Source organism: Paenarthrobacter sp. NPDC057981 (assembly GCF_042886835.1).
GTDB lineage: Bacteria > Actinomycetota > Actinomycetes > Actinomycetales > Micrococcaceae > Arthrobacter.
This window is the reverse complement of sequence record NZ_JBHVQI010000001.1, coordinates 242,448-267,931: the sequence shown is the minus strand read 5'-3', so window position 1 is coordinate 267,931 and position 25,484 is coordinate 242,448. Positions and strand designations below refer to the sequence as shown.

The following is a 25,484-nucleotide window of genomic DNA, read 5'->3' as shown; positions in this document are numbered from 1 at the left end:
GACCATCGACAGCCGATTCCGTCTCGAAGATTTCGAAGAGGCTTACAGTCGGCTGTCGTCGCGGAAGGCCATTGGCGCCATACTCCTAGACCTACAGGATCATAGGTCCTTGCCAGCGACCTCGCGGAACTTCGTCGAAGTCGCAGATCGAGGGGTCGGTTTTACCTGTCGATCACCCAAAGATTTGATAACAGATCATCGAATATCTATTGACCGGGTATCGAATCGAACTTAGGCTAGTACACATCCTCGGCGAGTCGGTCGCTGTGGAATGTGCACCCGTAGAAGGGACACAGCAATTTCCCAACTCGACCCCAGACCGGAAACCGGCCGGCGCCGCATATAGGGCGTCGACGTACACGGGGCCAACCATGACCAATGGAGTGTTCATGACCACCGAGACACCTGCCGCTACGCGCGCCGCTAGCGACAAACTACCGAGGAAGGCGTTCTACGCCTCCCTCCTGGGCAGCACCCTTGAGTACTACGATTTCTTCATCTATGGGTCAGCCGCGGCCCTGGTTTTCAATCACATCTTCTTCTCTTCCGACAACCCTGCGGCTGCGACCATCGCTTCCTTGTTGACATTCGGTGTTGCTTACATAGCCCGCCCGCTCGGAGGCATTATTCTCGGCCACTTTGGTGACCGGATCGGCCGCAAGCGCATTCTCCTCTTCACAGTCGTACTGATGGGCGTAGCTTCGACCGGAATTGGCCTCCTTCCGACCTACGATCAAATCGGGATCTGGGCCCCGGTCCTACTGACCCTCTTGCGCATCGTTCAGGGCATAAGCGCCGGCGGAGAGTCGGCGGGCGCAACTTCTCTGACGCTCGAGTACGCACCCGATCACCGCCGCGGTTTGTTCACCAGCTCGGCAGTAATGGGCTCACAGTCGGGTATTGCGCTCGGTACCTTGGTCTTCATTCCCGTAGCTGCACTACCCGAGGACCAACTGCTCGCGTGGGGCTGGCGGATTCCCTTCCTCATCAGCGTAGTTGTATTGCTCTTGGCCTATTGGTTCAGGCGGGCCTTGGAGGAGACTCCTGAGTTTCAAAAGACCGTCGCAAAGGACGAAATTAAGGAGCTACCCGTCGTTACAGTTCTTCGTACCAATTGGCGCAGCGTCGTGCGTGTAACGATTGCGCAGAGCTGGTCTGCGATGGGGACCATGTTCAGCGTGTTTATGCTCGCCTACGCGACGAGTAAGGCCGTGGGCATCGATCGTCCATTGATGCTCACTATCAGCACCGTCGCTGTGGGCCTCGCCGTGTTCACTATCCCGCTGATCGCAATGGTCTCGGACCGAATCGGTCGAAAGCCCGTTTTGATTTTCGCTACGCTCGGTGCGATTGCCACCACTTACCTCCTCTTCTGGTCGTTTGGCACAGGAAATATGTGGCTCATAGCGGCGGCTTCGTTTGTCTGCTATTCAATCTTCATGGCGGCCTGGAACGCAGTATGGCCCGCATTCTTCGGGGAGATGTTCTCCACCCCCGTCCGTTATACGGGCATCGCGATGGGAACACAGTTTGGCCTACTGATCGTAGGGTTCACGCCGGCGATCCTGGGGCTGATAGTTCCGGCCGGCTCGGTTGACTGGCTACCAGCAGCGATTTTCATGACGATCGTTTTGGTTATTGCAGGCATCGCGATCGTCACTGCGAAAGAGACCGCAAAGGTCTCCACAGAACAGCTCGGCCGGAACCGATGATCCACAAAGCCAGCAACGAAAGGAGAACAGTCTGATGCCACTCACGCACACCGTACAGATCGTGACCGGTGCGGGATCAGGCCTCGGTTGTCGCACCGCCGAACGCTTTGCCAAGGAGGGCGCGAAAGTTATATGCGCCGATCTGGACATGAAGACAGCGGAGAAGACGGCGAGCACGATACGCACAGCAGGCGGAGAAGCCCTGGCCCTCGAGGTGGATGTCGCAGATTGGACTTCTACTCAAGAAATGGCAGAAGCTGCCTTGAAGCACTACGGTCGGATCGACGGAGCCTACGCAAACGCGGGGCTCCCTGGAGCCGGTTCCGCCCTTGACGTAGCGCTCGAGACTTGGTCACGCACCCTCTCGGTCAACCTCACAGGTGCCATGCTCACAGCTAGAGCTGTAATCCCGGCCATGATTGAATCCGGGAGGGGCGCCATTCTATTCACCGCAAGTAACTCCGCATTGAAGGCATTTCCCAATCAAGCGGCGTATGCCGCCAGCAAGGGAGGCGTAATCTCCTTGGCCCGCCAAATGTCCCTGGACTTCGCAAAACACGGCATCCGCGTCAATAGCATCTGTCCCGGAATGGTCGTAACGCCACTCGTCGAGGATATGTACCGTAAACGAGAGGAGTTTACCGGAGTACCGATGAAAGAAGCACTTGAGGCCACCGCAGCTCGTTACCCAATGGGGCGCACAGGCACTCCCGACGATATCGCGGCGATGGCCGCGTTCCTGCAGAGCGATGAAGCCAGTTGGATTACCGGCCAGGCTTTCACGGTAGACGGAGGGATCTCGGCATGACCACGGCCGCGATGCAGTCCCCACCTAATGAGCGGCTGTCCCGCGCCTCAATAGCGGCTACAAATTTCGGGTTCCTATGGACGGAGGGCCTCGGCGAAGGACTCGGCCGCATTGCGCAAGCTGGGATCACCCGCACCGAACTGATGGTGTCCCTTCCGCATGTGGATCTGCGGCAGTCGCGGAGCAAACTGGCTCATGACATCAACGACGCAACTAGGCGAAATGGTTTGGCCCTTACATCGCTCAACCCCGTTGACATGAATCTGGTGAGCGCGAACGGTGCCATCGCTGAAGAATCACTGGAACAGTTACTGCTGACCATTGATTTGGCTGAAGATGTGGGCGCGCCCATCGTTGTCGTGGTGCCTGGCAAATACAGCGCGCTCGTCCCGATGAACGAACAGCACGCTTTAGAAACGTTCCGCCGCAGTGTAGAGATCATGCTCCCGCGTGCCGCAGAGCGAGGGATCAAACTCGCGTTCGAGAACGTACCCTTTGGCTTCCTCGAATCACCAAATGGGCTTTGGACAGAACTGAAATCCTACGAGACCGACCTGATAGGTCTGACCGTTGATGCTGCGAACCTACATTTCGCCGGTCAGGACTTCCGCACTGAGATCGAAGCCGTGCAAAAACACATCCTCATCGTTCACATTAGCGACACCGACCGTAGCAGATTTAAGCACGGACACATTGGCGAAGGCGATGTTGATTTTGCCGAAGTGGCGTCCGCGCTAAAGGCTGTGGAATACCTAGGGGACATCGTTTATGAGTTGGCCACTCCCGGCGTGGACTGGGCTCGGTGGCAACAGGATCTTCTTCGTCTACGTCAACTGGGGTGGGCCTGAAGTTCCATCACACTGAGCACTGAGAACTAGGCAGCAGCCAATTAAAGTCTGGAAAGGACACCAATGATTGATCTTTCGATGCACGACCGGGTCCAGATCTGTGAAACAAAGGCGCGGTACTTTCGCTTACTCGACACACGACAGTGGGACGCACTATTTGAGGTTTTTACGGTCGATGCCCGCATTGAGGGGATGCCCGAAGCTTGGGGTCCCCTCAACTCGCCGGCGGACTTTATCACCCGTGCGAAGGAGCATTTTGGCAAGGGCGTCGTTTCTGTTCACCATGGTCACATGCCCGAAATTACTGCAACTGGCCCAAGCACAGCGCGGGGCATATGGTCCATGGAGGACTACGTTACCTGGCCTCGAGGCGACCGCAGCTACCGCGGGGTCCGTAACCCGGATCAATGGGGCATCAGGGGATTCGGTCATTACGAAGACGAACTACGCCGGGTCGATGACGGTTGGCGTATCAGCTTCCTGCGACTCACGCGGCTTCGCATTGATCCGCTCGTTGGCGATGAGGCACAGGAGCCCGGTTTCGAGATGGTCCGGCTCTCCCCGGACTGGCTCACGTCCACGGGCACCTGACACCAGGGCCGGGACGCAACACCCTATTACTACAAGGCGACCTATTATCCAGATTGGACCATCGTTTTGGCAGTTCAAATTCACTGCATAGTGACCGGAGAGGTTGAAAGCAACCTGCACGGTGCGCTGCTCAACGGGGCAGCGCACCCGGACATCAGCGACAAAGACCGAATGCCTTTCGGCTACCCGGACACCATCGTGTTACCGACTGGTGAGACGCGGACCGGCAATATGGTTCCGGCGCCCGTCTGGCTTATTCAGGGCAGTGACCGAACGATACTCATCGACACAGGGCTTGGAGATGTGGCTGAGGCGATTGCTGTTCCCGCTCGGTACGGTTCACCGTACATGGCTTCGCGCTCGGAAGAGCAAGATATCGTCGCTGGACTCGCACAGTACGGCGTTGAGCCCCAGGACATCGACACTGTAGTTCTCACTCACTTGCACTACGATCACATCGGCAACAATGAGCTCTTCAGCAATGCAACCTTCATCGTTCAAAAGGATGAACTGGATCTGGCATTGAACCCGCCAAAGTTCTGCATGTTTTACTTTCCCGAGTATGCCTACAAGCTGAGCGTAGTTGCTGACCGCCTCGTGGTTATTGACGGTGACTACGAAATCAATGACGACGTGCGCCTCATCAAGATCGGTGGTCACACCCCCGGCTGCCAGTCCGTGCTCGTGAAGATAGATGGGGCTGTCGTCTGCCTAACGAGTGATGTTATGTACAACTACAGGAACCTGGAGCTGGACTGGCCGATAGGCTCATTCTGGAACTTGAAGGAGCTGATATCGGGCTACAAGCGCATAAGAAGGGAGGCCGACATCATAGTGCCTCAGCACGATTGGCAGATTTTCGACAAGCACCCAACGGGTACCATCCGCTGAGCTCCAGAACACGCCGGTACTACCTGGCTGATCAGCATGACTGCTCGACGCGATGTCTAGACCAGACCGTCCCGAGGCAGGCTCCCAGCAAGCTGCCGTTAGGTGCCCGCGGCTCGCTAAGCAATGAGACTCGCGTGCACTTACGGCTAACCGAATCGCGGGCGGCTGGTTCGTTTCACGAGGTGACGTCAAGAACGTCTTTCGTAGTCTCCGATGCGAGAGTTCTGGATGTTGAGGTGTAACGGCTGAACGACAATCTCCACCTCAACGTGGTGCGGAAGGCCTCGGCTTCGCCATACAGATAGTGCCCAGTTTCATCTCCCCCCATGGGCAGCACGCTCTCCGGAGTCCGGTCTTCTCAGCCAGCCACGACGTCCTATGTACAGCCGCCTGAGGGTCTCGTCCAGTCTTGAGGTGCCGGAACGTCGAGGACTGCAGACGTGGACTCCCACGTCTACGAGCTGAGCCCTTCCAGGCGGCCGAGCCCGTGCGACATGGGGCCTCCTGCGGCCACCGTGATCACACCACTTGGACTGCTTTCATGATTGCCACTGTGATTCTTAGGCATAGCAAGGCGGTATGGACATCAACGAATATCAAAGGTCAGACACTGTTAGAGCAACATATGGTTTTAGCATCTGATGGTGGCGCCGTAACCCGGAATCGGGGTCACGTGTCCTACCTATGAGAAGGCCACCTTGAACCAATTAGCGGAAAGTGAACTCGGATTTGAATGCAACCCCCGAAGTAACCCGAGTAGAAGACGTCATTCGAGGCCTGGAACAGCGGCGTATCGCGGCGCTTGCCACCGAGGACTACGACGTCCTTGAGGAACTGTTCGAACCATCTGGCGTCTACTGCCACTCGTCTGGGCGAGTGGATAGGTTGGCAGACTACGTAGCCGCCCTTAGGGGTGGCTCTTCTAAGTACTCCGAACCGGCGTACGACATCCAGTCGATTGTTGCAACGGCCAGCGCCGCACACGTGTGGGGAGGCTTCTCGACCAAGGTAATCCGAGGCAATGACACCCTTGTATTGGACGTTCTAAAGGGAGTGACCTGGATATTGGTCGACGACAATTGGAGAATTGTTGCTGTGCAAACAACCCGGAAACAGCTTCAGGAGTAGCCCGACGGGCAACCCATAGAGTGTTCAAGCGTGTGATGCCCCCGGCCACGCCGTGGGCATCACTCTCCTTATGCCTGTCTGAGAACCGAGTTACGCGGTGCCTACGCTCGCTAAAGAGTGGAAACTCGACCGATGGAAAACGAGGGGTTCGCGACCGACGAATGTCCGCACCGATCGCACTTCAAAAAGCGCAACGGTATGGTCCCCTGCTACGAGTTCGGCATGGAGTTGCACTTCCAACCAGGACACTGCGCCATCGAAGAAAACCCCGCCTGTGTCAGAAACTGTGGTTGCGGCGCCATCAAATCGGTCTACATTTCTGGCCGCCAACTGTCGGCAGAGATCTCCTTGACCGTTCGCCAGCACCGAGATGCCGATTCTGCCACTGGCTTGAAGAAGCGGCCAGGTTGTGGATGCAGAATCGAATGCTACGGACACGAGGGGCGGCTCCAAAGATACAGAGGTGAAGGAACTGGCAGCCAAGCCAACTCTTACGCCGTCGACTATGGCCGCAACCGCCACTACTCCGGTCGGAAACGTTCCGTAGACGCCTCGAAGTTCCTTAGATGAAAGGATGTTGGTCATCCCCTCTTTCACGAGATTCATTTGCCAGGCCCCTGCTTTTCCCGCTCGGCAACAGCCTCCCTGACTAGCCTTAGGGTTTCGAGCTTCAGTTCGCGCTCCTCGTGGGTGTAAACCTCCGAACTGCAACCGAAGATTCGAATTCCTACGTCGTAGTAGTCCATAATCGCTTTGGCAACGGTGGCGGGTGAGCCAACGAACGATGGAACATGTTCGCCTCCCGTTACCCGACTAATCTTGGTGTACAAAGCCCTGTCGTGCCAGTCACCATCGTTTGCCACAGCCGCAAGTCTCTTGCGGCTGAGTGACTCGGGACCTGTCGCAGCGGCCGGGTCAAGGTCCAGCGTTTTAGAGCTCTGACCTTCTAGTCTCGCCGCTATGGTTTCGGCTAAATTTTGGGCCTCTTCGTCAGAGCGAGCAATGATGTGGTTCGCATTGTGCCAGTAGCTCAACTGCCGTCCATGCCTGGCAGCAGCGGTACGCACCTGATTCACCAGTTCGACAGTGCCGGAAAGGGGCTCTGCAGGCAGCGCAAACACGTCACAATGCTTCGCCGCGATGTCGAGTGCGGCAGGCGATGACCCAGCCCAGGAAACGGTCGGTTTCTCGGTCTGGTGCGCCACCAACCCGCTTTGGGCGCCTTTTACTCGATAGAACTCGCCCTCAAAGTCGAAAGGCTCTTGCGACGTCAGTTCTCGATTGAAGACCTCCAGAAACTCGTCCGCTCGTCTGTAGCGATCCTCCTTGTTCAAGAAATCGCCATCCCTTTGTTGGTCAGCATCGAGGTGGCCGGTGATCATGTGGAATGCGGCTCGGCCTCCTGACAATTGGTCGAGAGACTGGAGAAGCCGCGCCGCCGTCGTGGGTGACTGTCGACCGACCCGGTGGGCAGTCATGAATCGAAGCTTCCTAGTATGGGCCACGGCCCATCCAGCCCTCGCTGAAGCTTCGGGCCACCCACTGCGTTCTGCAACAAGTGCCCCGTCATAGCCAGAGTCCTCGAGGTATTTGCTAGTGGTCGCCAGTTCGGCAGCATCCAAAGTTACTGCTGTTAGTCCCCAGGTCTTCATGGCACTTATACGGCGTTCCAGTGCGGTTTCCTCGTCCCCTATCAAGGGAGGCGTGGTGATGTTGTTGGTGAAAAATTGGACAGGCAAGCTTGTCTCCTCCGAACGTCCCGGAAATACGATTGGTCAAAAATTACGCCAATCAACATTTCGCCCCATGTCGCCGGGGTGGCGAACATGGGCGAATACATGGCTACGATACACATCGTGCCCATCAATCGGAGGAACCCGTGAAGAACAATGTCACAAAAATGAATACAATAATGCTACGGAGGCTTGGGCTGTTTGCTGCAGCCGCCGGACTCGTGACCACGCTGGCCGGCTGCTCATCGCCTGATCCGAGCGGAAACCCCAACGCGACAGCGGCCTCGGCAGTTCTGGACTCCATCGCAGTCCCTGGTGCTGGCGCCAGTAAGACACTGGATCGCATCAAGGACAAGGGCGTACTCCGCGCAGGCGTCATAGCTGCGGCGCCGTTCTCCCTGCAAGACCCCGTCAATTCCAACTGGTATGGCCCCGCCCCAGACGTAGTGAGCGCATTGGCTCAGAAGCTGGACGTCAAGGTCGAGTGGGTCGTTACCGATTTCGACACAATCGTTGCTGGGCTTCAGGCAGACAAATATGACATCGCAACTACCAGCCTCTACGCGACAGCCGAACGCAAGAAAGTGGTTGACTTCGTCAATTACGCGAAGGCCGGCGCATGCTACGTGGCCCGCAAGGACGATGACCGAATCAGTTCGCTCGCAGATTTGAACAATTCCGACGTGAAAGTGCTGGTAGTCAGCGGATCTTCCTTCGTGACTGACTTCCCCAAAAAGTATCCAGAAGCAAACCTTTCAGCGAAGCCCTTGCCCCCAGGTGCAGGCATCTTCTTCAGCGAGGTAACCAGCAAGAGGTTCGATGTAACGCCTATCGAAAGCACTCTGGCCAAACAGGTCGCTGCGCAGCAGCCCGATCTGAAGATCCTCCCCGACGCCGAAACGTGCTTGACCAACCCGGACATCCCCCAAGACGTTGGGTTGGCAGTACGCAAGGGCGACGATGAGTTCCGTGAGCTCCTTCAGGCAACCGCAACCGCTCTACAGCCGGTAACGGACAAGTCCGTAGTCAAGTACTCGTCTGAGGCGGGAAAGTAGCCCAGCAATTAGGGTCCTGAACTGCTGGCCAGGAAAATTTTTGTCTCACCGAAAGGTACTTTGTGCAGTTCTATCTTGAGACGCTTCAGTACTGGCCATTCCTCCTTCAAGGTCTGGGATGGACAGTACTGATCAGCGTAGCGGCCATGGCCGGTGGTTTTGTACTTGGACTCATGACATCCATTTGTCGAGACCATAACAACCGGGTGTTTCGCAGAATCGCTTCAGCCTATGTCGATATTTTTCGAACTACACCCCTTTTCATCCAACTCTTGTGGATCTACTACGCGCTACCACTACTTACTGGTTGGAGCCTTTCCGGAATCCCTGCTGGAATTCTGGGCATGAGTCTTCACGCCGGCGCGTACCTCACCGAGGTCATCCGTGCGGGGATCCATTCTGTCGACTCCGGGCAAAGCGATGCGGCATTGGCACTGGGGATGAGCCGCCGGCAGGTGTTTTCGCGCGTTGTACTGCCACAAGCACTGATTAACATGCTTCCAGCAGTGGGAAATGTGTTGATCACGACAATAAAAGCCACTTCGCTATTGTCGGTCGTCGCAGTCCCGGATTTGCTGCGCAACTCGACAACCATTAGCTCATTGCTGCAACGAGACCTCGAACCGTTGACCATAGCAGCGTTCATGTATCTCTTGCTCACGTTGCCCATTAGCGCAGGCATTGGACTTGTTCAACGCCGACGAAAGGTATCTGCGTGAACAACTATCAATGGGATTTTGACGTCGTCCTGAACGCCGTTCCCTTGATCCTCAATGGATCCCTATACACGCTCCTTCTGACACTGCTCGTCTTTGTTGGCAGCGTCATACTTGGACTCGTCCTGTGCGTGCTTCGTTCCGCGAATGTAAGGCCAATTTCGTGGCTGACTGTAGGGATCGTTGACCTGCTGCGACTGACCCCGGTGCTGGTCCAAATCCTCTGGATCTATTACTGCCTGCCACTCATAGGCATAACGCTCACACCCTTTTGGTCCGGCGTCGTCGCTTTGGCTATCAACGGCGCAGCGTTCACGTCCGAAATCTTCCGAGCGGGCTTTGGCTCCGTTGACACAGGTGTTAGGGAGGCCGCTGAGGCCACCGGAATGAACCGATGGCAAGTGTTCCACCGAATCATGCTGCCGCTCGCGGCACGCAACGTCCGGCACCCGCTGGGAACAACCTGGGTCTCGACGTTTCAAGACACGTCGCTCGTGGCCGTCCTGGGCGTGACTGAACTTCTCCATTCCGCCCAGGTTATATCCACCGAAACATTGCGCCCAGTCGAAGCCTTCACCGTAATCGGCGTCGTCTACTTCCTTTTGGCGTACCCTCAGGCACGTCTCGTGGAATCTCTCCAGCGACGTGCGCGCATTCTTACCTGAAAACAAGGAACAGCTAATGCAGACCAAATTTTCTACTTCTCCCCCACCCCCCGTAGTCAGTGTTTCAGGACTTCGGAAGGCGTTCTCGGGCCAAGAGATTCTTCGTGACATTGACTTTGAAGTGGCACCGGGTGAAGTCATCGCCGTGATCGGCCCGAGCGGTTCAGGGAAGAGCACACTTCTTCGTTGTATCAACCGGCTGGAAGAACCCGACTCCGGGGTCGTTCGTATCAACGGAACAGAATTGACAGGAAACCGCCGGCAGCTCAACGCCCTCAGGCAAAACGTTGGCATGGTTTTCCAGCACTTCCACCTTTTCCCGCACATGACGGCGCTGGGGAACGTTATGGAAGGGCCCCGGACTGTCCTGCGTCTCGGTAAGGCGGAAGCGGAGGAGCGCGCCCGTGACATGCTGGCTCAGGTTGGGCTCGCCAACAAGGCTGAAGCTTTCCCGCGCACCCTATCCGGCGGCCAACGCCAACGAGTCGGTATTGCTCGGGCTCTTGCCATGAACCCGAGTTTAATGCTTTTCGACGAAGTCACGTCAGCATTGGACCCAGAGCGAGTTGCTGAGGTACTGAGTGTCATCAAGAAATTGGCCGACAAGGGGATGACCATGGTGCTGGTCACGCATGAGATGAACTTCGCCCGCCGGGTTGCCTCGCGCGTCCTCTTTCTCGACGAGGGTCGCATCATTGAGGACGCTCCACCCGAGGACATCTTTGATGCGCCCCGGAATCACAGGATACGTCGCTTTCTTAATCACCTGGAATGGGAGAACCCAATAAATGACCCAACGTACGATGCACCTGGCAATCGAAGCCTCGATATGGCACACCGAGGGTAGGTGGAGACTGCCGGGCACCTATGACCGCCACCGTTACTTTGTAGAACCCCGGCAGTGGGTGGAGATGGCCCAAATGGCTGAAGAAGGTTGCCTCGACCTCATTTTCTGGGGCGAGGGGTACGGTATAGCGTCAACGTACCAAGCCGGCACCGACGCAGCTGTTCGCTGGGGCGTGCAATGGCCACGGCACGACATGTCGACGATGATTCCGATCTTGTCCTGGGAAACGTCACACATAGGCTTCGTCCAGACACTTTCGACTACCTTTTATCATCCCTTCCATGTTGCCCGATTTGCCGCCTCAATGGACCACATCACGGGAGGGCGCTACGGACTGAACCTCATCAATTCGGCGAGAACGTCCGATTTTGCCAATTTCGGCTACAACGAGCTTCCTAGCCACGCCGATAGATACGCACGCATGCAGGAGTTCGTTGAGGTCGCCAAGGGGTTGTGGAACTCGATTGAACCTGATGCGATTCTTCTCGACCAGACATCTGGGGTATTCGCCGACCCTTCCAAGGTGCACCGGATAGACCATCAAGGGAAGTATTTTACAAGCGCCGGGCCTCTTCCGGTCTTACCCTCACCACAGGGTCGACCGCTTCTGGTGCAAGCAGGAGGTTCTCCACAGGGCACCGCCTTTGCAGCTAGGAATGTGGACGTGCAGTACTCCTCCGCGGGCGACGGGCCCGATGCTTGGAATGCGATGCGCGAGCAGCGGATTCGTTTGGATGAACAAGTGCGCCTTCAGGGCCGGTCACCGGAAGACGTAAAGCTAATCTTCGACGTCGCTCCGGTTATCGCAGACACGGAGGACGAAGCGATGGCCCTGCTCTCGTCGATGAGAGCTGTCGTGGATCCGGAGGCCGCCCTCGCCTACCTATCGCATAACAGCACCTTTGACCTTGACGAGCTGAAGGACGGCATGACCTTCGGCGAACTCGTCAACGCGGCAGAAACGCGCGGGGGCTCGCGGGGTGGTCCGTTACATAGCCTTGCAAGAAAGTACGGTTCCGATGAGAGAATCATTCGTGAAGTGTTGGTTGAGGAGGTCCGGGAAATGATCGTCCCTGGTGGATGCGTCGGTACACCTGAGCAGGTGGCCGACCGTCTCGAGGAGCTCCATGTCCGAGGGGAGGGCGATGGCTTTGCTTTACACCTGCGCCCGTCCATCAATTCTTCTGTGGCCAACTTTGTCAGAGGCGTTGTCCCACTTCTGCAAGCCCGCGGAGTCTTCCGTACCAGCTACGATGACAGCGCTACTCTCAGGGAGCGGATTGCTCGGTGACTCTTGATTCTGGACCCGTCGTCGATGAATTGGCGGACGCGATTCATGCCGAGGTCCTCAACGGTACTTTGCCGATTGGGGCCTGGCTTCGTCAAGAGACTCTTGCTGCACAGCACGGGGTTTCGAGAGGGCCGGTCCGTGAGGCGCTCAAGAAGCTGCAGGCCAGAAGAGTGGTTGAGCTTTTCCCCTACCGCGGTGCCCGGGTCTTAGGGCCAACGGTGCGGGAAAGCGGTGACGCGTTCCTGCTGCGCGCTGAGCTTGAAGGGTTCGCAGCGGTACGGGCTGCTGAGTGCATGAGCACAGAAGATCTACTGGAGTTAGCGGGAGCTGTGGACAGCCAGCGCGAAGAGCTACCTCGTCTTCGGGCGTTAGCGCCGGACGAAGGCGAGACTGGGTTCGCCCGAAACCCGTGGAATGTTGCCGACGTATATTTCCACCGCGTAATTGTGCGGGCTTCTGGACTCGAACACATTCACGAGCTGGTTGAAAGCCTACGCCGCTTTTGGCCCTGTCATTTGGCCTGGGGTTCAGCTTCCGCCCCCGGAAGCTTGGAAAAGAATCTGTCAGAGCATGAGGCCATCCTGGCGGCGTTAGAGCGCAGAGATGGGGCACTGGCCCGTCATCTTATCGAAGAACATCATCGGAGCAATGGCCGACAGGCCACAGCCTGGTTACAGCAACGCTACGAACAGCTCGGCGCAAAAGTCAGAGCCAACTAAGGAAAGTGCGGCCGTCGTAGCGGCAGCAAACCACCCTGAGTTGACTGTTCGCGCCCCTGCGTCATCTCCGGGGAAGCGGACTCAATATACATACATCGCTAGCCCGCCATGTTCTTGGTCTGGGCTGGCCCACACTGTTGGAGCAGCCATGCCCGAAATTCGAGGCCCAGTTACATCACCTGATCTAAATGCACTCTTGCAGAGTGTCGAACATGAAGTTCTGCAGTGGCGTCGACACTTTCACGCATATCCTGAATTGTCCTTCAGCGAACATGAAACTTCAGCCAAAATTGCAGACGTACTGCATCGCAAGGGACTGACTTTCTCGATGCCAACACCTACGAGTGTGGTGGTGGAGATAGCTGGGGGTCTTCCCGGGCGCACAGTTGCCATTCGAGCAGATATTGACGCTCTGCCTATCACGGAGCAGACAGGGCTCGCGTTCAGCTCCAAGAACCCCCGGGCCATGCATGCTTGCGGTCACGATGGCCACATTGCGGTTGGTCTTGGTATTGCAGGAGTTCTTGCCCAGCTTCGTGGAAAGTTTGCCGGTAACGTCCGAATCATTTTTCAGCACGCTGAGGAGCAAATGCCCAAAGGCGCCCCGGAGCTGATTGAAGCGGGCGTCCTTGACGGCGTAGATGTTGTGCTGGGGCAGCATTTCGTTGTAGATGCGCCTGTCGGAACGGTCACCATCAATAGGGGAGCTCTTCTCGCCAGCGCGGATTTATTCCATGTGCGCCTTGAAGGACTAGGCGGACATGGTGGTCTCCCCCACCAGACGAAAGATCCCATCCCTGCAACGGCGGACTTCATCCACGCCGTCCATCGAATCGCATCAAGGGAATTCCCCCCATCTGACCCGGTGATCATCTCGGTGACTCAGCTAGAAGCCGGGGATGCGTACAACGTGATTCCGCCCGAGGCTCACCTCAAAGGAACAGTCCGGGCGTTGTCACCATCAGCGCGCCAGAAGGTCACAGAGAGACTTTTTGAGACCGCACGAGGCATAGCAGCTACTCACGGCATCACGGCAAATCTCACCTACGAACAAGGCCCACCACCGCTTATTAACACCATCAAGGTGGCTGACTTCATGAGAGATGTCGCGGAAGAATGCAACTTGATTCAGAGAGTTCAGGAAATCGCCCCCCTCATGGGCGCAGACGACTACTCCTACTACTTGGATAACGTGCCGGGTGTTTACATCCTGACGGGTGCGGATCCGCAGCAAAATGGGGGCCCTGCTTACCCTCCGCACCATCCAGGCTTTGACTTCAATGAGTCCGCTTTGCCTGTCGCAACCGGCCTTCTTCTACGAGGCGCCCTGGCGCTCGCGGCCGCGCCTAGCTGAGCGCCAGGGCCCCACGTTGCCTGCTGCTCTTCTCTGGTGAGCATCCCATTTTAGTTGAAATATGCAATAATTGTTCATTCCTATATTTGCCGAAGGTCGCCAAGCCGGGCATCGGACCCGCGCCGGCCACTGACGGCCTGCAGCTCGGAACAGAGAGAGAAAGGTCTGCATGGTACTTGAGCTTAGAACCTCGTTCTTAGCTACGCTGAAGATTTTCGTGGCAGCCCCCGTGGAGATCGGATCGACTGTGGACGGGATCCGCAGAATCATCCCCATAACGGGTGGGACGGTCGATGGGCCGGGGCTCACCGGAAAAGTATTGGCAGGGGGCGCCGATTTCCAACTCCTCAAATCGGATACGCTGACGGAGCTGGAAGCGAAGTACGCCATCGAGACAGACTCCGGCGAGCGAATCTATGTCGACAACATCGGGCTACGTTCCGGCAGCCAACAGGACATAGCTCGACTTGTGCGCGGTGAAGCCGTGAACCCCAAGCGCATCTACTTCCGATGCACACCGAGGCTTCATTCCTCGGCCGAAAAATGGTCTTGGCTAAGTTCCCGAATATTCATCGGCAGTGGAGAGCGGTACAAGGACGCCGTCCACATAGATCTTTTCGTTGTCGACTAACCCTGACCTCCTGCATACTGCTGGCCGGGGACGTACTTTCATTGCTAAAGAAGGAGCCCCAAACTCCCTCTTCTTAAGGCAGTTTGGGGCTCTTCAGCACATACGACTAGACCGAAAGGAGCATTGAGCTCGCTGCTTGGAATGACCTGGTCACTTGCGCCTCCAACCCCAGCCGGCGATGTTGTTCAGACATGACTTCTACTCCCCATATACCATTCCAGCCGCTGGCTTGAATCGCCTTGATGTAACCTTCCACATTCAGCTCTCCCTCACCGCAGAGGTATCGATTGCGCACCGAATCCTGTTGCAGCGACACTTGTATATGTTGGAGGCCATCGCTTAGCTCGACACCTGACACGTAGCGGGGGTCCAGGGTCTCCAACTTCTCGGGACCAGCTCCACCATGGGAAAGATGCCACAGGTCTAGGACCAACCCCGCTCCTAAATAGTCGCTGTGATCGATCATTTGTTTGCCTTTTTCAACATCGGCAACATTCGTATGGGCCATCAGCTCAACGGCGATGCCCACTTGCAAACTTGCTGCATCTTCACATAGTGTCGCGAACTCGTCGCAGAAGCGCCCCCACTCTACCTTGTGCTCAGTTCCCGTCTGCCGCTGGCCTGCAACCTTGATGTACGCGGCGTCTAACTCATGAGCCATTTCCAGCAGCAACCATCTCATCTTGTCCGAGTCCTGCCGCCTCCGCCCCGATTCAAACCAATCGTTGAGCATCTCCAACTCCAGATGGACGATTGAATGTGCATCCATCAGGGCAGCAAGTTCAGGCAGCCCAATAGTGTCCCGCGCAAGGATCAAGTCGTCGTACACCAGCCCCATCCCTATGTAGCCTGCCTGTGCTGTCGCGGCCACTCGGTCATGGATATCGAAGCTGCTCGCTTGAACGTCATCCAGGGGACCGACGTCCCCGGCGGTTGTCCACGACACGGCGCTTAGATTCGGCGTCCTATGATTCTTGTTCATTTTTAGACCCTTCAATCCAAAGTATGGAGTCCGCCGGCGCTTCGATGTGACGCATTCGACGTCAGCTGAGAATCCTGAGAGCATTCATCGCGCAACAAATCGATGAGCCGATAATGTGATTCTTGGCGGGAAGCTCGCCCTCCACCAAGCAGATTTCTTGCAGTTTCGTTCCTCGGAGGATTGACCTGACATCAGATCAGTCCGGCATTGGCCCACGCAGCGATTGGCATCCTCGTCGATCGGCGACCCAGCGAAGACAGCGAGCCGTCGCCTCCTCGAATCGGCCAGTTCACAGTGCGAGCCGATATTTAGGTGAAAAGTGGGCGCAGCCCGGGACGCGGCCAGAGAAGGGTAGCGACCTCTCCATCCCTAAGCAGCGCGACGTAGCACTGGCGCATGTCGCTGCCACCGAAGGCGAGATTGTTCGCCATGGTGGTTCCCGCCTGGACAGTCTCCACGACGTCACCTTCAGGACTGACGACGATGAGTTGCCCAGGCCCCTCCCCGCTCATCGCCGCCACGACGATGTTCCCGCACTCTTCGACACTCATCGAGTCCAACTTGAGGTTACCTGGCAAGCTGCAGAGCACCTCCGCTTGGGGTTGACCCCCCTGGGCTTTGCGGAGTTCACCGGGTCCAGTGATAGTAAAAGCAACCAATTGCCGATGCTCCATCAACGCCACGTATAGCGTCCTGCCATCCGGGGACAAGGCGATACCGTTTGGGGCCAACACCGGGTAGACCACCTGCTTTAGATTACCCCCGTCATAGGATGCCCAATAAATACCGCCATGAGTCAGGTGCTGCTGATGATACTTTCCACAGTCCGTGAACCAAAACCCACCCCACTCATCGAAGACAATGTCATTCAGTCCGGTCAGTGGAACGTCTGCCGATCCTTCGTATAACCGTGAAATTCTGCCGTTTTTCAGATCGACACGGTCCACCCAACCCCACTCGTACCCCTCAGCTGGAAGCCGGAACGGGCCAACCTTCTCGGCAGAAACCCCTCCGTTATTAACGACGTAACATGCCCCATCAGGTCCTATGGCCGCGCCGTTGGGTCCACCTCCGACTTCAGCAACTACTGACAAATTTCCTTCGGTGTCGATACGGGAAAGCGTCCCCCGCCCCATCTCAACCAGAATTACGGTTCCGTCTCCGAGAATAATCGGTCCCTCAGGCTGTATGAGGCCACCGACATACTTGGTAGGTGTCGCCTCAAACTTTGCTTTTTGAGCCACTGGCATTTCCAAATTCGTGCATCTCCTCATTCAGTCGCTTGCACGCGGCTTTTGTATATCTGAAGCGCTATTTCAGTCTCAATTGAATCCATCTCCAGCCAGGGCGACTGAGCTCCGGAGCCGCTCGCGGTCGCGTGCGGCTCCGGAGCTCCACCCGATTTGCAAGCGGCTAATGCGCCGGGACAAGATTGTCGGTCACGCTCGCAAGCACCGCATCATGTAGAGGATTCGGAAGAATGCTGGTGATACGGCGCGACTTAAGTTTCCACACGCCGTCGTGCTTGACGAGTTCATCGGAGTAGAGACCGAAGTTGCGGATCGACAGTTCTCCGTCCTCGATGCGGAGGACAATAAAGTATGCCCTTCCGTCGCAACCCTGACCGTTCTCAGTCACATCGATGTTGAACACAAGGTGCCTCATGCCAGGCTTTGCCTCGTGGCGGATCCCCACGTGTTGTCGCAACGCCTCATAGCCAACCTTTTCCCCACCCGGGGTCTCGATCAAGCCGTCAGGGGTGTACAGGCTCGCCCAGCCATGACCGTCATTCGAGTCGAAAGTGTGGCAGGCCCGGGCGTAGAGCAGATCTATTTCGATTTTGTCTTCCGTAGTGATCATTGCGTTTACCCTCCATATGTTGTTTTTTATCTTCAACTTCGCCGCTACTGGTGATTCCCTGGCCGCGGTGGTCGCTAAAATCTGATTCGGGTTTGCCTTCATGTCTGTTAGTACATATCTGTCGGTTTAGCATCGAGAACTGGTCTCAAACCGCGTTGACGGTTGGCTCTCCTAGCCCGCTCAATCACCGGATCGGGAATTGGGACGGCATCTAACAGAGCCTTGGTGTAGTCCTCGCGAGGACTCGCGTAAACCTCGCTTACGCGGCCACTTTCAACTACTTTTCCGTGATGAAGGACGACAAGACGAGAGCAAAGGTACTTGACGACGGCTAGATCGTGAGAAACGAACAATAGTGTCAATCCCAACTCCCTTTGCATGTCTTTGAGTAGGTTGAGGACTTGCGCTTGAACTGAGACATCCAGAGCGGAAACAGGCTCATCACAGAGCAATACGCGCGGCTTCAGGACCAGTGCACGGATGATAGCGATCCTTTGCCTCTGACCACCGGAGAAATCTCTGGGATACCGATCCAAACTTGCCCGGTCGAGACCCACAACGTCCAGCAGCTCTGCCACTCTCGAGTCGCGAGCAGATCGGCTGAAAAGTCCTGCGGCCAGCATTGGCTCTTCCACGATCTCGCGTACGGTCCGTCTTGGGTCGAGACTGGAATAAGGATCCTGGAAGACAACCTGCACTTCACGCCTGAACCTTCGAAGGTCAGAAGCACCAGGGCGCAGCAGATCTATCCCGTCGTAAGAGATGGCACCGGCATCGGCAGTCTCCAAGCCGATAAGAGTTCTGACTAGAGTGGACTTGCCAGAGCCCGATTCGCCCACCAAGCCAAGAACTTCGCCTTCGTTCACTCGCAATGTCACTTGGTCGAGAGCCAGCGTAGCTTTCCTTCCGCTCCCAAACTTCTTGCTCAGATTCTCCATCCGAATAAGCGGCTCTCTCATCAAGACTTGACCTCAGTTTCTTCTAGAAAGTCCTCGACGGTTCTCAGCCGCTCGGAAGGGTCTGCATCGAGCCTCGGAACAGAGCCGATAAGCCCCTTGGTGTAGGGATGGGAGGGGTGAGAGAAAACGGTGTCCACGAGGCCGTTCTCCACGATCTGGCCTTTGAACATGACAGCGACGCGCTGAGCCAGGCCGGCGACGATTCCAAGGTCGTGGGTAATGAACAACACGCTAGCGTGTAGCTCACGGGATATTTCTTCCAGAAGGTCCAAGACTTGTTCTTGAACACGTACGTCGAGGGCTGTTGTGGGTTCGTCGGCAATCAGAAGTTTTGGCTCGCCCACGAGGGCCGCTGCCATAACAACACGCTGCCTCATACCCCCCGAGAACTGGGCGGGATAGTACTTCAACCTATCCTTGGCCCTCGGAACACGAAGCCGGTCCAGCATCTCTGCTGCCCGTTTCAGTGCCTCCTTTCGTGATACTCCTCGTTCCGTCAGCGGTTCGGCAATCTGCTGGCCAATCGTCATGACCGGGTTAAGGGCGGTAAGGGGGTCTTGGAGAATGAGCGAGATATCTGCGCCTCGAATTTCGCGCATCCTCCGCTCCGTCACGGAGAGCAGGTCCTCACCCCGCCAACTAATTGAACCTTCGAGCTTCATACGAGAATCCAGTCGAAGTATGGAACGTGCGGTTAGCGACTTGCCGGAACCAGATTCACCCACCAGTGCGAGACGCTCACCTCGGGCAATTTCAAAGGAAACGCCATCGACTAGCCTGAGGTCGCCGCGCGTGTGATCGGCTCGTTCCCGGGACGGAACTGTTACCGACAGCCCACTGACGCTAAGCAGAGCATTATCCATTGTGCCGATTCCACTCATAATGTCGCCCTGAACGACGGGTCGTTGATTCTGCGGAGTCCATCCCCCAAGAGACTGAAGGCGGCAGCTGAGACAGTGATCGCCAGACCCGGGAACAAGGCCACCCACCATCCCGTCGTGATTGACTCTTGGCCGGCCGCCACCATCGACCCCCAGTCAGCGCTGGGCGGCGGCGCCCCAACACCAAGGAAGGCTAGGCCTGACATCATGATGATGGCGCCAGAAAACTCCATGCTGGCGAAAACGTAGACCGCATCCAGTGAATTTGGCAATGCGTGGCGCAGCATCAACCGTGGCTTGCTGATTCCCATCACGTGCCCTGCCTCCATGTAGGTGCTCGTCATTGTTTCCCGCAATACATTCCTTGTGATTCTGGTTGTCGCCGGCCAGGTGACAACGGTCATGGCGATGACGATCGACCAAAGTGAAGGACCTAGGACGGCCGTTATGCCAAGGGCCATAACAAGGCCAGGGATTGCCATGAAGATGTCCGTGACCCGCATAACTGCCTCGTCCAACCAACGTGGAGCCAATGCCGCCGCGCTGGCGACTGCTACTCCAATGACGGCGGAAAGAAGCATTACCAGAAGTGCGGAGAGTATGGTCAGCGGAGCACCTGCCAAAATCCGTGAAAGAACGTCACGTCCTGCTCCGTCCGTACCAAACCAATGCACAACGCTCGGGGGCTGCATGGACTCGGCCGGCACGGCCTCGTAAGGATTATGCGGCGCCAACAGTGGACCGGCGAGTGAAACGCAAAGACATAGCACAACCACAACCACCGCGACCCGGTCCAGGAGCGGCGCTTGGGACCCACCAAGACGGCGGAGCTGCCTCGCCAAAGCCTGACCAACATTTGCGGCTGTTGATAGTGCGCCCGTTATGGCGGCCCCTCTCGGCATCTCGGCAGACGTGGCGTTATGTGTATCAGCTTTAGAAAAGGAACCGTTCATGGCTTGATCTCCGCAATCCTAACCCTCGGGTCCAGAACAATTTGAGCAAATTCCACAATCGCTGAGGCCACAACGAAAACTGCACCTACGACCAAAACACACCCGAGAACCACAAATGTGTCTTTGTTAGGTATCGATTGAACCAGGAGCGACCCCAGCCCCTGCATTGAAAAAACTACTTCCACTAGTACTGCTGCGCTCATTAGCCATCCGATCTGCATGCCAAGAATGGTTAGGGTAGATCCGAGGACTGTCTTAAATCCATGTCGGAACAACAGCCGAGATGGCCTAACACCTTTTGAGACGGCAAAAACCATGTGATCAGCTTTATAAGCACCTATCATGTTCGAGCGCACATTCCGGGCAATCGTTGAAAGAAAGGGACCCGCCAGGGCAATGGCAGGCAAAACCATGTGCCACAGCGAATCCGCAAACACCGCTGCATCAGCGAATAAGAATGAATCAACAATCGTGAAGCCGGTGACATCAGGGGGTGCCATACCGATAGTGCTGGCACCCGAGAGCGGAAACCATCCGAAAACTGAACCCAGTAGCCATCGGAGCACGATCGCAAGCCAAAACACTGGGATTGAGCCTTGAAGCACTATGATGAGACGCAGCGCCAGGTCGGATGCTTTCCCGTCTTGTCGAGAGGCGAGAATTCCCAAGGGGATCCCGACGAGGGCGATGATGACCATGACACAGAGCACCAGCTGAACAGTGCCCGGAAGCACCTGCCCGATCTCATGGCTGACCGGCTGGTGAGTGTAGGCGCTTGTCCCCAAGTCACCAGCAGCAAGCTTTGATAAGTAGGTGAAATATTGCGTCACGAGAGGTTGGTCTAGTCCGAGTTGAATTCGGATCTCGTCGACCCGCTGTTCACTCGCAAGACGCCCGGCTGCGACAACTGCTATGTCGCCCGGAATAAGCCGGGACATAAAGAACACGATTGTTGCGATACCCCATAGTGTAAGTGCAGCTAAGCCGATCCGCCTAAGTACATACTTGATCATTGTGAAGTTCTTTTCTAAATGTCGACAGAGTAAGTGCTCGATGTGTGGAGTCAGACAGCGAGAGTCAAGAGCGCCAGATCTATACCAGACAACGAAGCTGGGGAGAATTTCACTGGCCCTACTTTAGAATTCGTCACAATAACCAGCTGGGGCTCTGCAACATAGATTGCGGCGCGGTCGTCGATAATTTGCTTTTGAGCTTTCTCGAAAGAACTGCATGCAACCGCCGGGTCAGTCGCGGATCGACCCTCATCAATGAGTTCGTCGACGCTCGCATTTGAGTAGTGCCCATAGTTTGTGGGGCTACCAGAATGCCAAGTCGTTGTCAGCATCTGGCTCACAGCCGGATAGATAGCCGAATCCCACAGTACTGAGACAGTCGGTGCCGTAGCTGGGTTCTTGACCATTTCCACCAATTGCGGATATGTAACCTGCTGCACTTCCACCTTGAGTCCTATTTGGGTTAGTGCGGACTCCAAAAGCGTCCCGGCCCCCGAGTGCTCTGCGAAGATTGGTTGATACCCCAGAGTGACCTTCTTGCCTTGCGCCCCCGCATCCTTGATCAACTCCGTTGCGCGCTGAAGATTTGGCTCAATCGGATCTATGCCAACACGACAGGCCAGCCCCCGCGGAACTACTCCACTTCCGACCTGGCCATATCCCTTGAGTGTGCTCTGAACATGTCCTGCGGAATCGAACGCCAACTGCATCGCCTCCCGAACCCGCGGATCAGTTGTGACGCCTACCTGGGTATTCATGAAACCAAGGGTGACCCTCTTGGCGGACTGCTCAGTGACCGTAAACGATTTGCCTGAAGCAAAAGAGGCCACGTCCGCAGCAGGTACTGCCCAGGCCATATCCGCTCCGCCCGCCCGGAGTTCGTCCCGGATGGCACTGGGCTCTCCGATGATTCGTACCACCAAGTCACGAGGCCGCCTGCCCAGATCCATCCAATGCCCCTCGGTACGTTCGAACTCCACTTGGGCGTTGGGATTGTATACCTTCAGCTTGTAGGGACCTGAGCCGGCATCATGGTTACTGAGCCACTGTTGGCCGCGGTCCGTCCCTTCATTGGCCCGGACGAGTTCGGAGTCCAGCACAAAGATGGCACTGAGAGCCTTAGTGAAGTCAAGGTTGGGCTTCTTAAGTGAAATGACCAACTCGAGATCATTGGTAATCGTGGCACTTTTGTAGTCCGAAATGAGCGTGGCTGTGGCCTGAGCGAGAGCACTAACGCGATCGAGCGTGTAGATTACGTCTTTGGCAGTGAAGGGGTTTCCCGAATGGAACCTCACCCCCGGACGTAGGTGCAAAGTAACCTTGGTCGCATCGTCCGAGTAGGACCACTCTTGCGCCAGCGAAGGAACCACCTGCGCATCCTCGGAAACACGCAGCAGCCGATCATAGATGCCGCTGATGTATGTTTCATTGCTCCCAAACTGACTCTGGGCGGGATCGAGTGTTTCCGGCACGGATCGTGAAGCCAAGACAAGACGCTCATCCGCGTTGCCTGAGTTGTTGGCCTGCGATGACTTATCAATGGGTAGTCCGCACGATGCCACCAGGAGCGTGGTCGTTATGACGGCGACGGCGCCGATCCTCCCCGAAACTTTAAACATGAGCAATTCCTTTCTCATTGGTGATTGGACCGCGTCCGCAGCCTGTACTTTCAACATTGCTAGCGACAGTCCACCGCTCTGGCGATCGTCGTTCCCCACTCGTCTTTGAGTGCAGCTTCAACGGAAAGACACAGCCATTGCCTTGGGCGAATACAACCCATCTGGACCTATTGGCTTAAAGCCCGGGGGTTGCCCGGGCCGTTCAATAACCGTCTTCTTCGCAATGCGCGACCCTGCTGGTGGTGAGCTGGTATGCGCGAGCTGATAAATCAATGAGACATCTAATAGTTGCTAAAGTCAATGATTGCAAACAACTATCTTTGGTGGTCCACTGGCTGGCAGTAGTGTGGTGTGACGAGCCCTCGGCTCCATACCGAAAGAAGAGTGATCGACCGTGAACGCACTTGGGCAGGACACAAACGCTGCTACTTACGATTCCTCGCCGAAACTGCCCCCGAGAGTCCGGCAGAGCTCCCTAGACGGCGACATAGAGTTTCTTGCCGCGCGTGCACGGTCCGTCGGCAACGCCGCCGCTAACGGCGAGCTGGCACCGCTGGACCTGAAGGTCCGCTCGTACGCTGTTCTTGCCTTGGCAAGCACTACGGATGGCCCCTCTCAACGGGAGATAGCAGAGTATCTTTGTCTGGATCCGAGCCGAATAGTTGCAATCGTCGACGAGCTTGAGCAGCGTGATCTTGTCCGACGAACTCCGGACCCCAGGGACCGACGGACGAAGGTAGTTCGAAGCACGAAGTCAGGTCAAGCTCTATATAGGTTAGGCGCCGAAGCTGTCCGAAAGGCAGAAGAATTTTCACTCCGAGCACTCAGTTTCGATGAAAGGAACACGCTGCGCGAGCTCCTTCGAAAAATCGCCTTTACCGAATGATCGCCCGAGCTATGGAACGGCTATATACGAGTGGCCTTCGGGCATCTGGCTTTCCAGATACCCAAAGGCCACTCGAGGTTCATAGGCTAGATTCGCGCCTGATCAGACGATTTGGCCGGTGACCCTTTCAACGACGCGGTCCACCGTGACGGCAGCCACGAGCAGAGCGCCCGTCACGATCAACTGAATCTCGGAAGAAACTCCCATAAGGTTCAAACCGTTGCTCACAACGCCGATGATGAGAGCGCCCAAGAGTGCCGCCGAAGCCCTTCCTCGTCCACCAAAGAGACTGACGCCACCAATAACTGCTGCTGCAATCGCGTTGAGCAGCAGGGCGCCACCACCGATTCCACCGCCGGACAACGCAGACACGCCCAGGAGTCGTGATGCTGCGATGACTCCGGCCAAACCGGCCAGTCCCCCAGCCAAAGCAAAGCTCATTACCTTAATACGGTTGGTGTTGATACCGGTTCGTCGTGCCGCCTCCGTATTTCCACCCGTCGCGTAGACATGCAGCCCAAACCGAGTGTGGTTCAGCAGGTAGGTGCCTCCTCCAAGCAATGCAGCGAAGATAACAACCGGCATTGGTATGCCTTGATTCAGATTAAGTACAACCACCAACACCAAAGCAATGACGGCAAAAGCGAGCACCGGCACGAGTACCTGCTTGTTGAAAGCTGCATCCAGGCCTTGGGCTTGGCGCCTCCGGAAGTCGCTCAACTTGAGTCCCGCCATCAATCCAACCGCGACTAGCAGTACGATCCAGGACCCTATCCCTGAGATGTAGCTGCCTGCAACCTTTTCAATACCTGTTCCCAGAATCGAGATGTGCCCAGACTCCGGGAGTATGCCCAACTGCACACCGCTCAACAAAAGGCCAAGTCCGAGTGTTATGACGAACGTCGGCACGAGGAACCTGGTCGCCCATAGCCCGGTGAATGCTCCGAGCGCCGCGCCAAGCAGGATGGCCACAACAATGGCTATCCACGCCGGCATGCCCATCTCAACCGCCAGCTTTGACATGAAGACGGAACTGAGGCCGCTGATGCTGGCAACGGACAGATCGATCTCGCCAAGCAACAAGACAAACACAATCCCTAGGGCCAACACCCCAGTGACTACCGTCTGAACAAGCAGATTTGAGAGATTTCGACTCGACAAGAAGACATCGCTCTGGGTGGCAAAGAAGACTACGAGGAGAGCGAGAGCCAAGAGCACCGGCAGTGCACGAAGATCTCCAGCAAGGAGCGCTGCCACGTTGCGCTTTGGCGCCGGTTCAGTTGTCGCAGTTTTGGCAGTAGTGGTTAGCCGCTGTCGCTGTGTTGTTGGTTTAGTCATCTCG

Annotated in this window: 26 protein-coding genes; 15 read left to right on the top strand and 11 right to left on the bottom strand. The window is 56.4% G+C overall.

Translation table 11 applies throughout. From position 1 onward, the window contains the following. The first annotated feature begins 389 nt into the window (after window positions 1–389). From ACFVSI_RS01255 to ACFVSI_RS01230, 6 genes are all read left to right on the top strand, one after another. On the top strand, window positions 390–1,712 hold the full coding sequence (locus tag ACFVSI_RS01255; RefSeq protein WP_387819151.1) for an MFS transporter: 1,323 nt from the start codon (window positions 390–392) through the stop codon (window positions 1,710–1,712). 34 nt (window positions 1,713–1,746) lie between these two features. Beyond that, window positions 1,747–2,520, top strand: a complete 774-nt coding sequence (locus ACFVSI_RS01250) for an SDR family NAD(P)-dependent oxidoreductase (protein WP_387819150.1) — start codon at window positions 1,747–1,749, stop codon at window positions 2,518–2,520. Next, a complete protein-coding gene (locus ACFVSI_RS01245) occupies window positions 2,517–3,368 on the top strand; it encodes a sugar phosphate isomerase/epimerase family protein (protein WP_387819149.1) in 852 nt (283 codons plus the stop codon). The genes ACFVSI_RS01250 and ACFVSI_RS01245 overlap by 4 nt, the downstream gene beginning before the upstream one ends. A gap of 63 nt (window positions 3,369–3,431) precedes the next feature. After that, window positions 3,432–3,959, top strand: a complete 528-nt coding sequence (locus ACFVSI_RS01240) for a nuclear transport factor 2 family protein (RefSeq protein ID WP_387819148.1) — start codon at window positions 3,432–3,434, stop codon at window positions 3,957–3,959. Between the two features lie 90 nt (window positions 3,960–4,049). Then, complete coding sequence (locus ACFVSI_RS01235) at window positions 4,050–4,850, top strand: N-acyl homoserine lactonase family protein (protein ID WP_387819147.1); 801 nt, start codon at window positions 4,050–4,052, stop codon at window positions 4,848–4,850. Between the two features lie 717 nt (window positions 4,851–5,567). Continuing rightward, window positions 5,568–5,978: a nuclear transport factor 2 family protein gene (locus ACFVSI_RS01230; protein WP_387819146.1), complete on the top strand. Its 411-nt coding sequence runs from the start codon at window positions 5,568–5,570 to the stop codon at window positions 5,976–5,978. A gap of 90 nt (window positions 5,979–6,068) precedes the next feature. On the opposite strand, the gene ACFVSI_RS01225 is transcribed toward ACFVSI_RS01230, so the two are convergent. Further along, on the bottom strand, window positions 6,069–6,584 hold the full coding sequence (locus ACFVSI_RS01225) for a flavin reductase family protein (protein ID WP_387819145.1): 516 nt from the start codon (window positions 6,582–6,584) through the stop codon (window positions 6,069–6,071). Then, window positions 6,581–7,717 carry an LLM class flavin-dependent oxidoreductase gene (locus tag ACFVSI_RS01220; protein WP_387819144.1) on the bottom strand — a complete coding sequence of 379 codons (1,137 nt, stop codon included), beginning with the start codon at window positions 7,715–7,717 and terminating at the stop codon, window positions 6,581–6,583. The genes ACFVSI_RS01225 and ACFVSI_RS01220 overlap by 4 nt, the downstream gene beginning before the upstream one ends. Window positions 7,718–7,878: 161 nt before the next feature. Here ACFVSI_RS01220 and ACFVSI_RS01215 point away from each other — a divergent pair, with 161 nt between their 5' ends. The 8 genes from ACFVSI_RS01215 to ACFVSI_RS01180 all read left to right on the top strand — a co-directional run bounded on the left by ACFVSI_RS01215 (window position 7,879) and on the right by ACFVSI_RS01180 (window position 14,989). Further along, window positions 7,879–8,766 (top strand): substrate-binding periplasmic protein, encoded by an 888-nt coding sequence (locus tag ACFVSI_RS01215; RefSeq protein ID WP_387819143.1) that lies wholly within the window; start codon window positions 7,879–7,881, stop codon window positions 8,764–8,766. Window positions 8,767–8,828: 62 nt separating this feature from the next. Continuing rightward, window positions 8,829–9,485: an amino acid ABC transporter permease gene (locus ACFVSI_RS01210; RefSeq protein ID WP_387819142.1), complete on the top strand. Its 657-nt coding sequence runs from the start codon at window positions 8,829–8,831 to the stop codon at window positions 9,483–9,485. Beyond that, a complete protein-coding gene (locus tag ACFVSI_RS01205) occupies window positions 9,482–10,147 on the top strand; it encodes an amino acid ABC transporter permease (protein ID WP_387819141.1) in 666 nt (221 codons plus the stop codon). Before ACFVSI_RS01210 ends, ACFVSI_RS01205 begins: the two co-directional genes overlap by 4 nt. A 16-nt stretch (window positions 10,148–10,163) precedes the next feature. Then, entirely contained in the window at window positions 10,164–10,994 is an 831-nt protein-coding gene (locus ACFVSI_RS01200) for an amino acid ABC transporter ATP-binding protein (RefSeq protein ID WP_387819140.1), read from the top strand. Then, window positions 10,936–12,285 (top strand): NtaA/DmoA family FMN-dependent monooxygenase, encoded by a 1,350-nt coding sequence (locus tag ACFVSI_RS01195; protein WP_387819139.1) that lies wholly within the window; start codon window positions 10,936–10,938, stop codon window positions 12,283–12,285. The genes ACFVSI_RS01200 and ACFVSI_RS01195 overlap by 59 nt, the downstream gene beginning before the upstream one ends. Beyond that, a complete protein-coding gene (locus ACFVSI_RS01190) occupies window positions 12,282–13,004 on the top strand; it encodes a GntR family transcriptional regulator (RefSeq protein WP_387819138.1) in 723 nt (240 codons plus the stop codon). Before ACFVSI_RS01195 ends, ACFVSI_RS01190 begins: the two co-directional genes overlap by 4 nt. A 148-nt stretch (window positions 13,005–13,152) precedes the next feature. After that, complete coding sequence (locus ACFVSI_RS01185; protein WP_387819137.1) at window positions 13,153–14,358, top strand: M20 family metallopeptidase; 1,206 nt, start codon at window positions 13,153–13,155, stop codon at window positions 14,356–14,358. 169 nt (window positions 14,359–14,527) lie between these two features. Further along, the gene (locus tag ACFVSI_RS01180) at window positions 14,528–14,989 is read left to right on the top strand and encodes a DUF3237 domain-containing protein (RefSeq protein WP_387819136.1); all 462 of its coding nucleotides are present in this window, start codon (window positions 14,528–14,530) and stop codon (window positions 14,987–14,989) included. A gap of 106 nt (window positions 14,990–15,095) precedes the next feature. On the opposite strand, the gene ACFVSI_RS01175 is transcribed toward ACFVSI_RS01180, so the two are convergent. From ACFVSI_RS01175 to ACFVSI_RS01140, 8 genes are all read right to left on the bottom strand, one after another. After that, window positions 15,096–15,971, bottom strand: a complete 876-nt coding sequence (locus ACFVSI_RS01175) for a sugar phosphate isomerase/epimerase family protein (protein WP_387819135.1) — start codon at window positions 15,969–15,971, stop codon at window positions 15,096–15,098. Window positions 15,972–16,279: 308 nt separating this feature from the next. Further along, window positions 16,280–17,215 (bottom strand): SMP-30/gluconolactonase/LRE family protein, encoded by a 936-nt coding sequence (locus ACFVSI_RS01170; RefSeq protein WP_387819134.1) that lies wholly within the window; start codon window positions 17,213–17,215, stop codon window positions 16,280–16,282. A 169-nt stretch (window positions 17,216–17,384) separates the two neighbouring features. Continuing rightward, window positions 17,385–17,933: a nuclear transport factor 2 family protein gene (locus ACFVSI_RS01165; protein ID WP_387819133.1), complete on the bottom strand. Its 549-nt coding sequence runs from the start codon at window positions 17,931–17,933 to the stop codon at window positions 17,385–17,387. 5 nt (window positions 17,934–17,938) lie between these two features. Beyond that, a complete protein-coding gene (locus tag ACFVSI_RS01160; RefSeq protein ID WP_387819132.1) occupies window positions 17,939–18,769 on the bottom strand; it encodes an ATP-binding cassette domain-containing protein in 831 nt (276 codons plus the stop codon). 20 nt (window positions 18,770–18,789) lie between these two features. Further along, on the bottom strand, window positions 18,790–19,653 hold the full coding sequence (locus tag ACFVSI_RS01155) for an ABC transporter ATP-binding protein (RefSeq protein ID WP_387819700.1): 864 nt from the start codon (window positions 19,651–19,653) through the stop codon (window positions 18,790–18,792). A 14-nt stretch (window positions 19,654–19,667) separates the two neighbouring features. Next, window positions 19,668–20,252 carry an ABC transporter permease gene (locus ACFVSI_RS01150; protein WP_387819131.1) on the bottom strand — a complete coding sequence of 195 codons (585 nt, stop codon included), beginning with the start codon at window positions 20,250–20,252 and terminating at the stop codon, window positions 19,668–19,670. Window positions 20,253–20,620: 368 nt separating this feature from the next. After that, window positions 20,621–21,637, bottom strand: coding sequence for an ABC transporter permease (locus ACFVSI_RS01145; RefSeq protein ID WP_387819130.1), 1,017 nt, complete (start codon window positions 21,635–21,637; stop codon window positions 20,621–20,623). Window positions 21,638–21,687: 50 nt separating this feature from the next. Next, entirely contained in the window at window positions 21,688–23,256 is a 1,569-nt protein-coding gene (locus ACFVSI_RS01140; RefSeq protein WP_387819129.1) for an ABC transporter substrate-binding protein, read from the bottom strand. Window positions 23,257–23,650: 394 nt separating this feature from the next. Between ACFVSI_RS01140 and ACFVSI_RS01135 the strand changes: the two genes are divergently transcribed. Then, complete coding sequence (locus tag ACFVSI_RS01135; protein WP_387819128.1) at window positions 23,651–24,142, top strand: MarR family winged helix-turn-helix transcriptional regulator; 492 nt, start codon at window positions 23,651–23,653, stop codon at window positions 24,140–24,142. 102 nt (window positions 24,143–24,244) lie between these two features. Here ACFVSI_RS01135 and ACFVSI_RS01130 read toward each other — a convergent pair whose 3' ends face one another. Continuing rightward, window positions 24,245–25,480, bottom strand: coding sequence for a sugar ABC transporter permease (locus tag ACFVSI_RS01130; protein ID WP_387819127.1), 1,236 nt, complete (start codon window positions 25,478–25,480; stop codon window positions 24,245–24,247). Window positions 25,481–25,484 lie beyond the last annotated feature (4 nt).

Bases quoted from the DNA above. Each gene is read 5' to 3' on its own strand.
- ACFVSI_RS01140 (WP_387819129.1), bottom strand. From the start codon at position 23,256: ATGTTTAAAGTTTCGGGGAGGATCGGCGCCGTCGCCGTCATAACGACC.
- ACFVSI_RS01155 (WP_387819700.1), bottom strand. From the start codon at position 19,653: ATGGATAATGCTCTGCTTAGCGTCAGTGGGCTGTCGGTAACAGTTCCG.
- ACFVSI_RS01160 (WP_387819132.1), bottom strand. From the start codon at position 18,769: ATGGAGAATCTGAGCAAGAAGTTTGGGAGCGGAAGGAAAGCTACGCTG.
- ACFVSI_RS01180 (WP_387819136.1), top strand. From the start codon at position 14,528: ATGGTACTTGAGCTTAGAACCTCGTTCTTAGCTACGCTGAAGATTTTC.
- ACFVSI_RS01225 (WP_387819145.1), bottom strand. From the start codon at position 6,584: ATGAATCTCGTGAAAGAGGGGATGACCAACATCCTTTCATCTAAGGAA.
- ACFVSI_RS01250 (WP_387819150.1), top strand. From the start codon at position 1,747: ATGCCACTCACGCACACCGTACAGATCGTGACCGGTGCGGGATCAGGC.
- ACFVSI_RS01240 (WP_387819148.1), top strand. From the start codon at position 3,432: ATGATTGATCTTTCGATGCACGACCGGGTCCAGATCTGTGAAACAAAG.
- ACFVSI_RS01185 (WP_387819137.1), top strand. From the start codon at position 13,153: ATGCCCGAAATTCGAGGCCCAGTTACATCACCTGATCTAAATGCACTC.
- ACFVSI_RS01150 (WP_387819131.1), bottom strand. From the start codon at position 20,252: ATGCTTCTTTCCGCCGTCATTGGAGTAGCAGTCGCCAGCGCGGCGGCA.
- ACFVSI_RS01200 (WP_387819140.1), top strand. From the start codon at position 10,164: ATGCAGACCAAATTTTCTACTTCTCCCCCACCCCCCGTAGTCAGTGTT.
- ACFVSI_RS01130 (WP_387819127.1), bottom strand. From the start codon at position 25,480: ATGACTAAACCAACAACACAGCGACAGCGGCTAACCACTACTGCCAAA.
- ACFVSI_RS01215 (WP_387819143.1), top strand. From the start codon at position 7,879: ATGAATACAATAATGCTACGGAGGCTTGGGCTGTTTGCTGCAGCCGCC.
- ACFVSI_RS01255 (WP_387819151.1), top strand. From the start codon at position 390: ATGACCACCGAGACACCTGCCGCTACGCGCGCCGCTAGCGACAAACTA.
- ACFVSI_RS01145 (WP_387819130.1), bottom strand. From the start codon at position 21,637: ATGATCAAGTATGTACTTAGGCGGATCGGCTTAGCTGCACTTACACTA.
- ACFVSI_RS01245 (WP_387819149.1), top strand. From the start codon at position 2,517: ATGACCACGGCCGCGATGCAGTCCCCACCTAATGAGCGGCTGTCCCGC.
- ACFVSI_RS01195 (WP_387819139.1), top strand. From the start codon at position 10,936: ATGACCCAACGTACGATGCACCTGGCAATCGAAGCCTCGATATGGCAC.
- ACFVSI_RS01175 (WP_387819135.1), bottom strand. From the start codon at position 15,971: ATGAACAAGAATCATAGGACGCCGAATCTAAGCGCCGTGTCGTGGACA.
- ACFVSI_RS01165 (WP_387819133.1), bottom strand. From the start codon at position 17,933: ATGAAGGCAAACCCGAATCAGATTTTAGCGACCACCGCGGCCAGGGAA.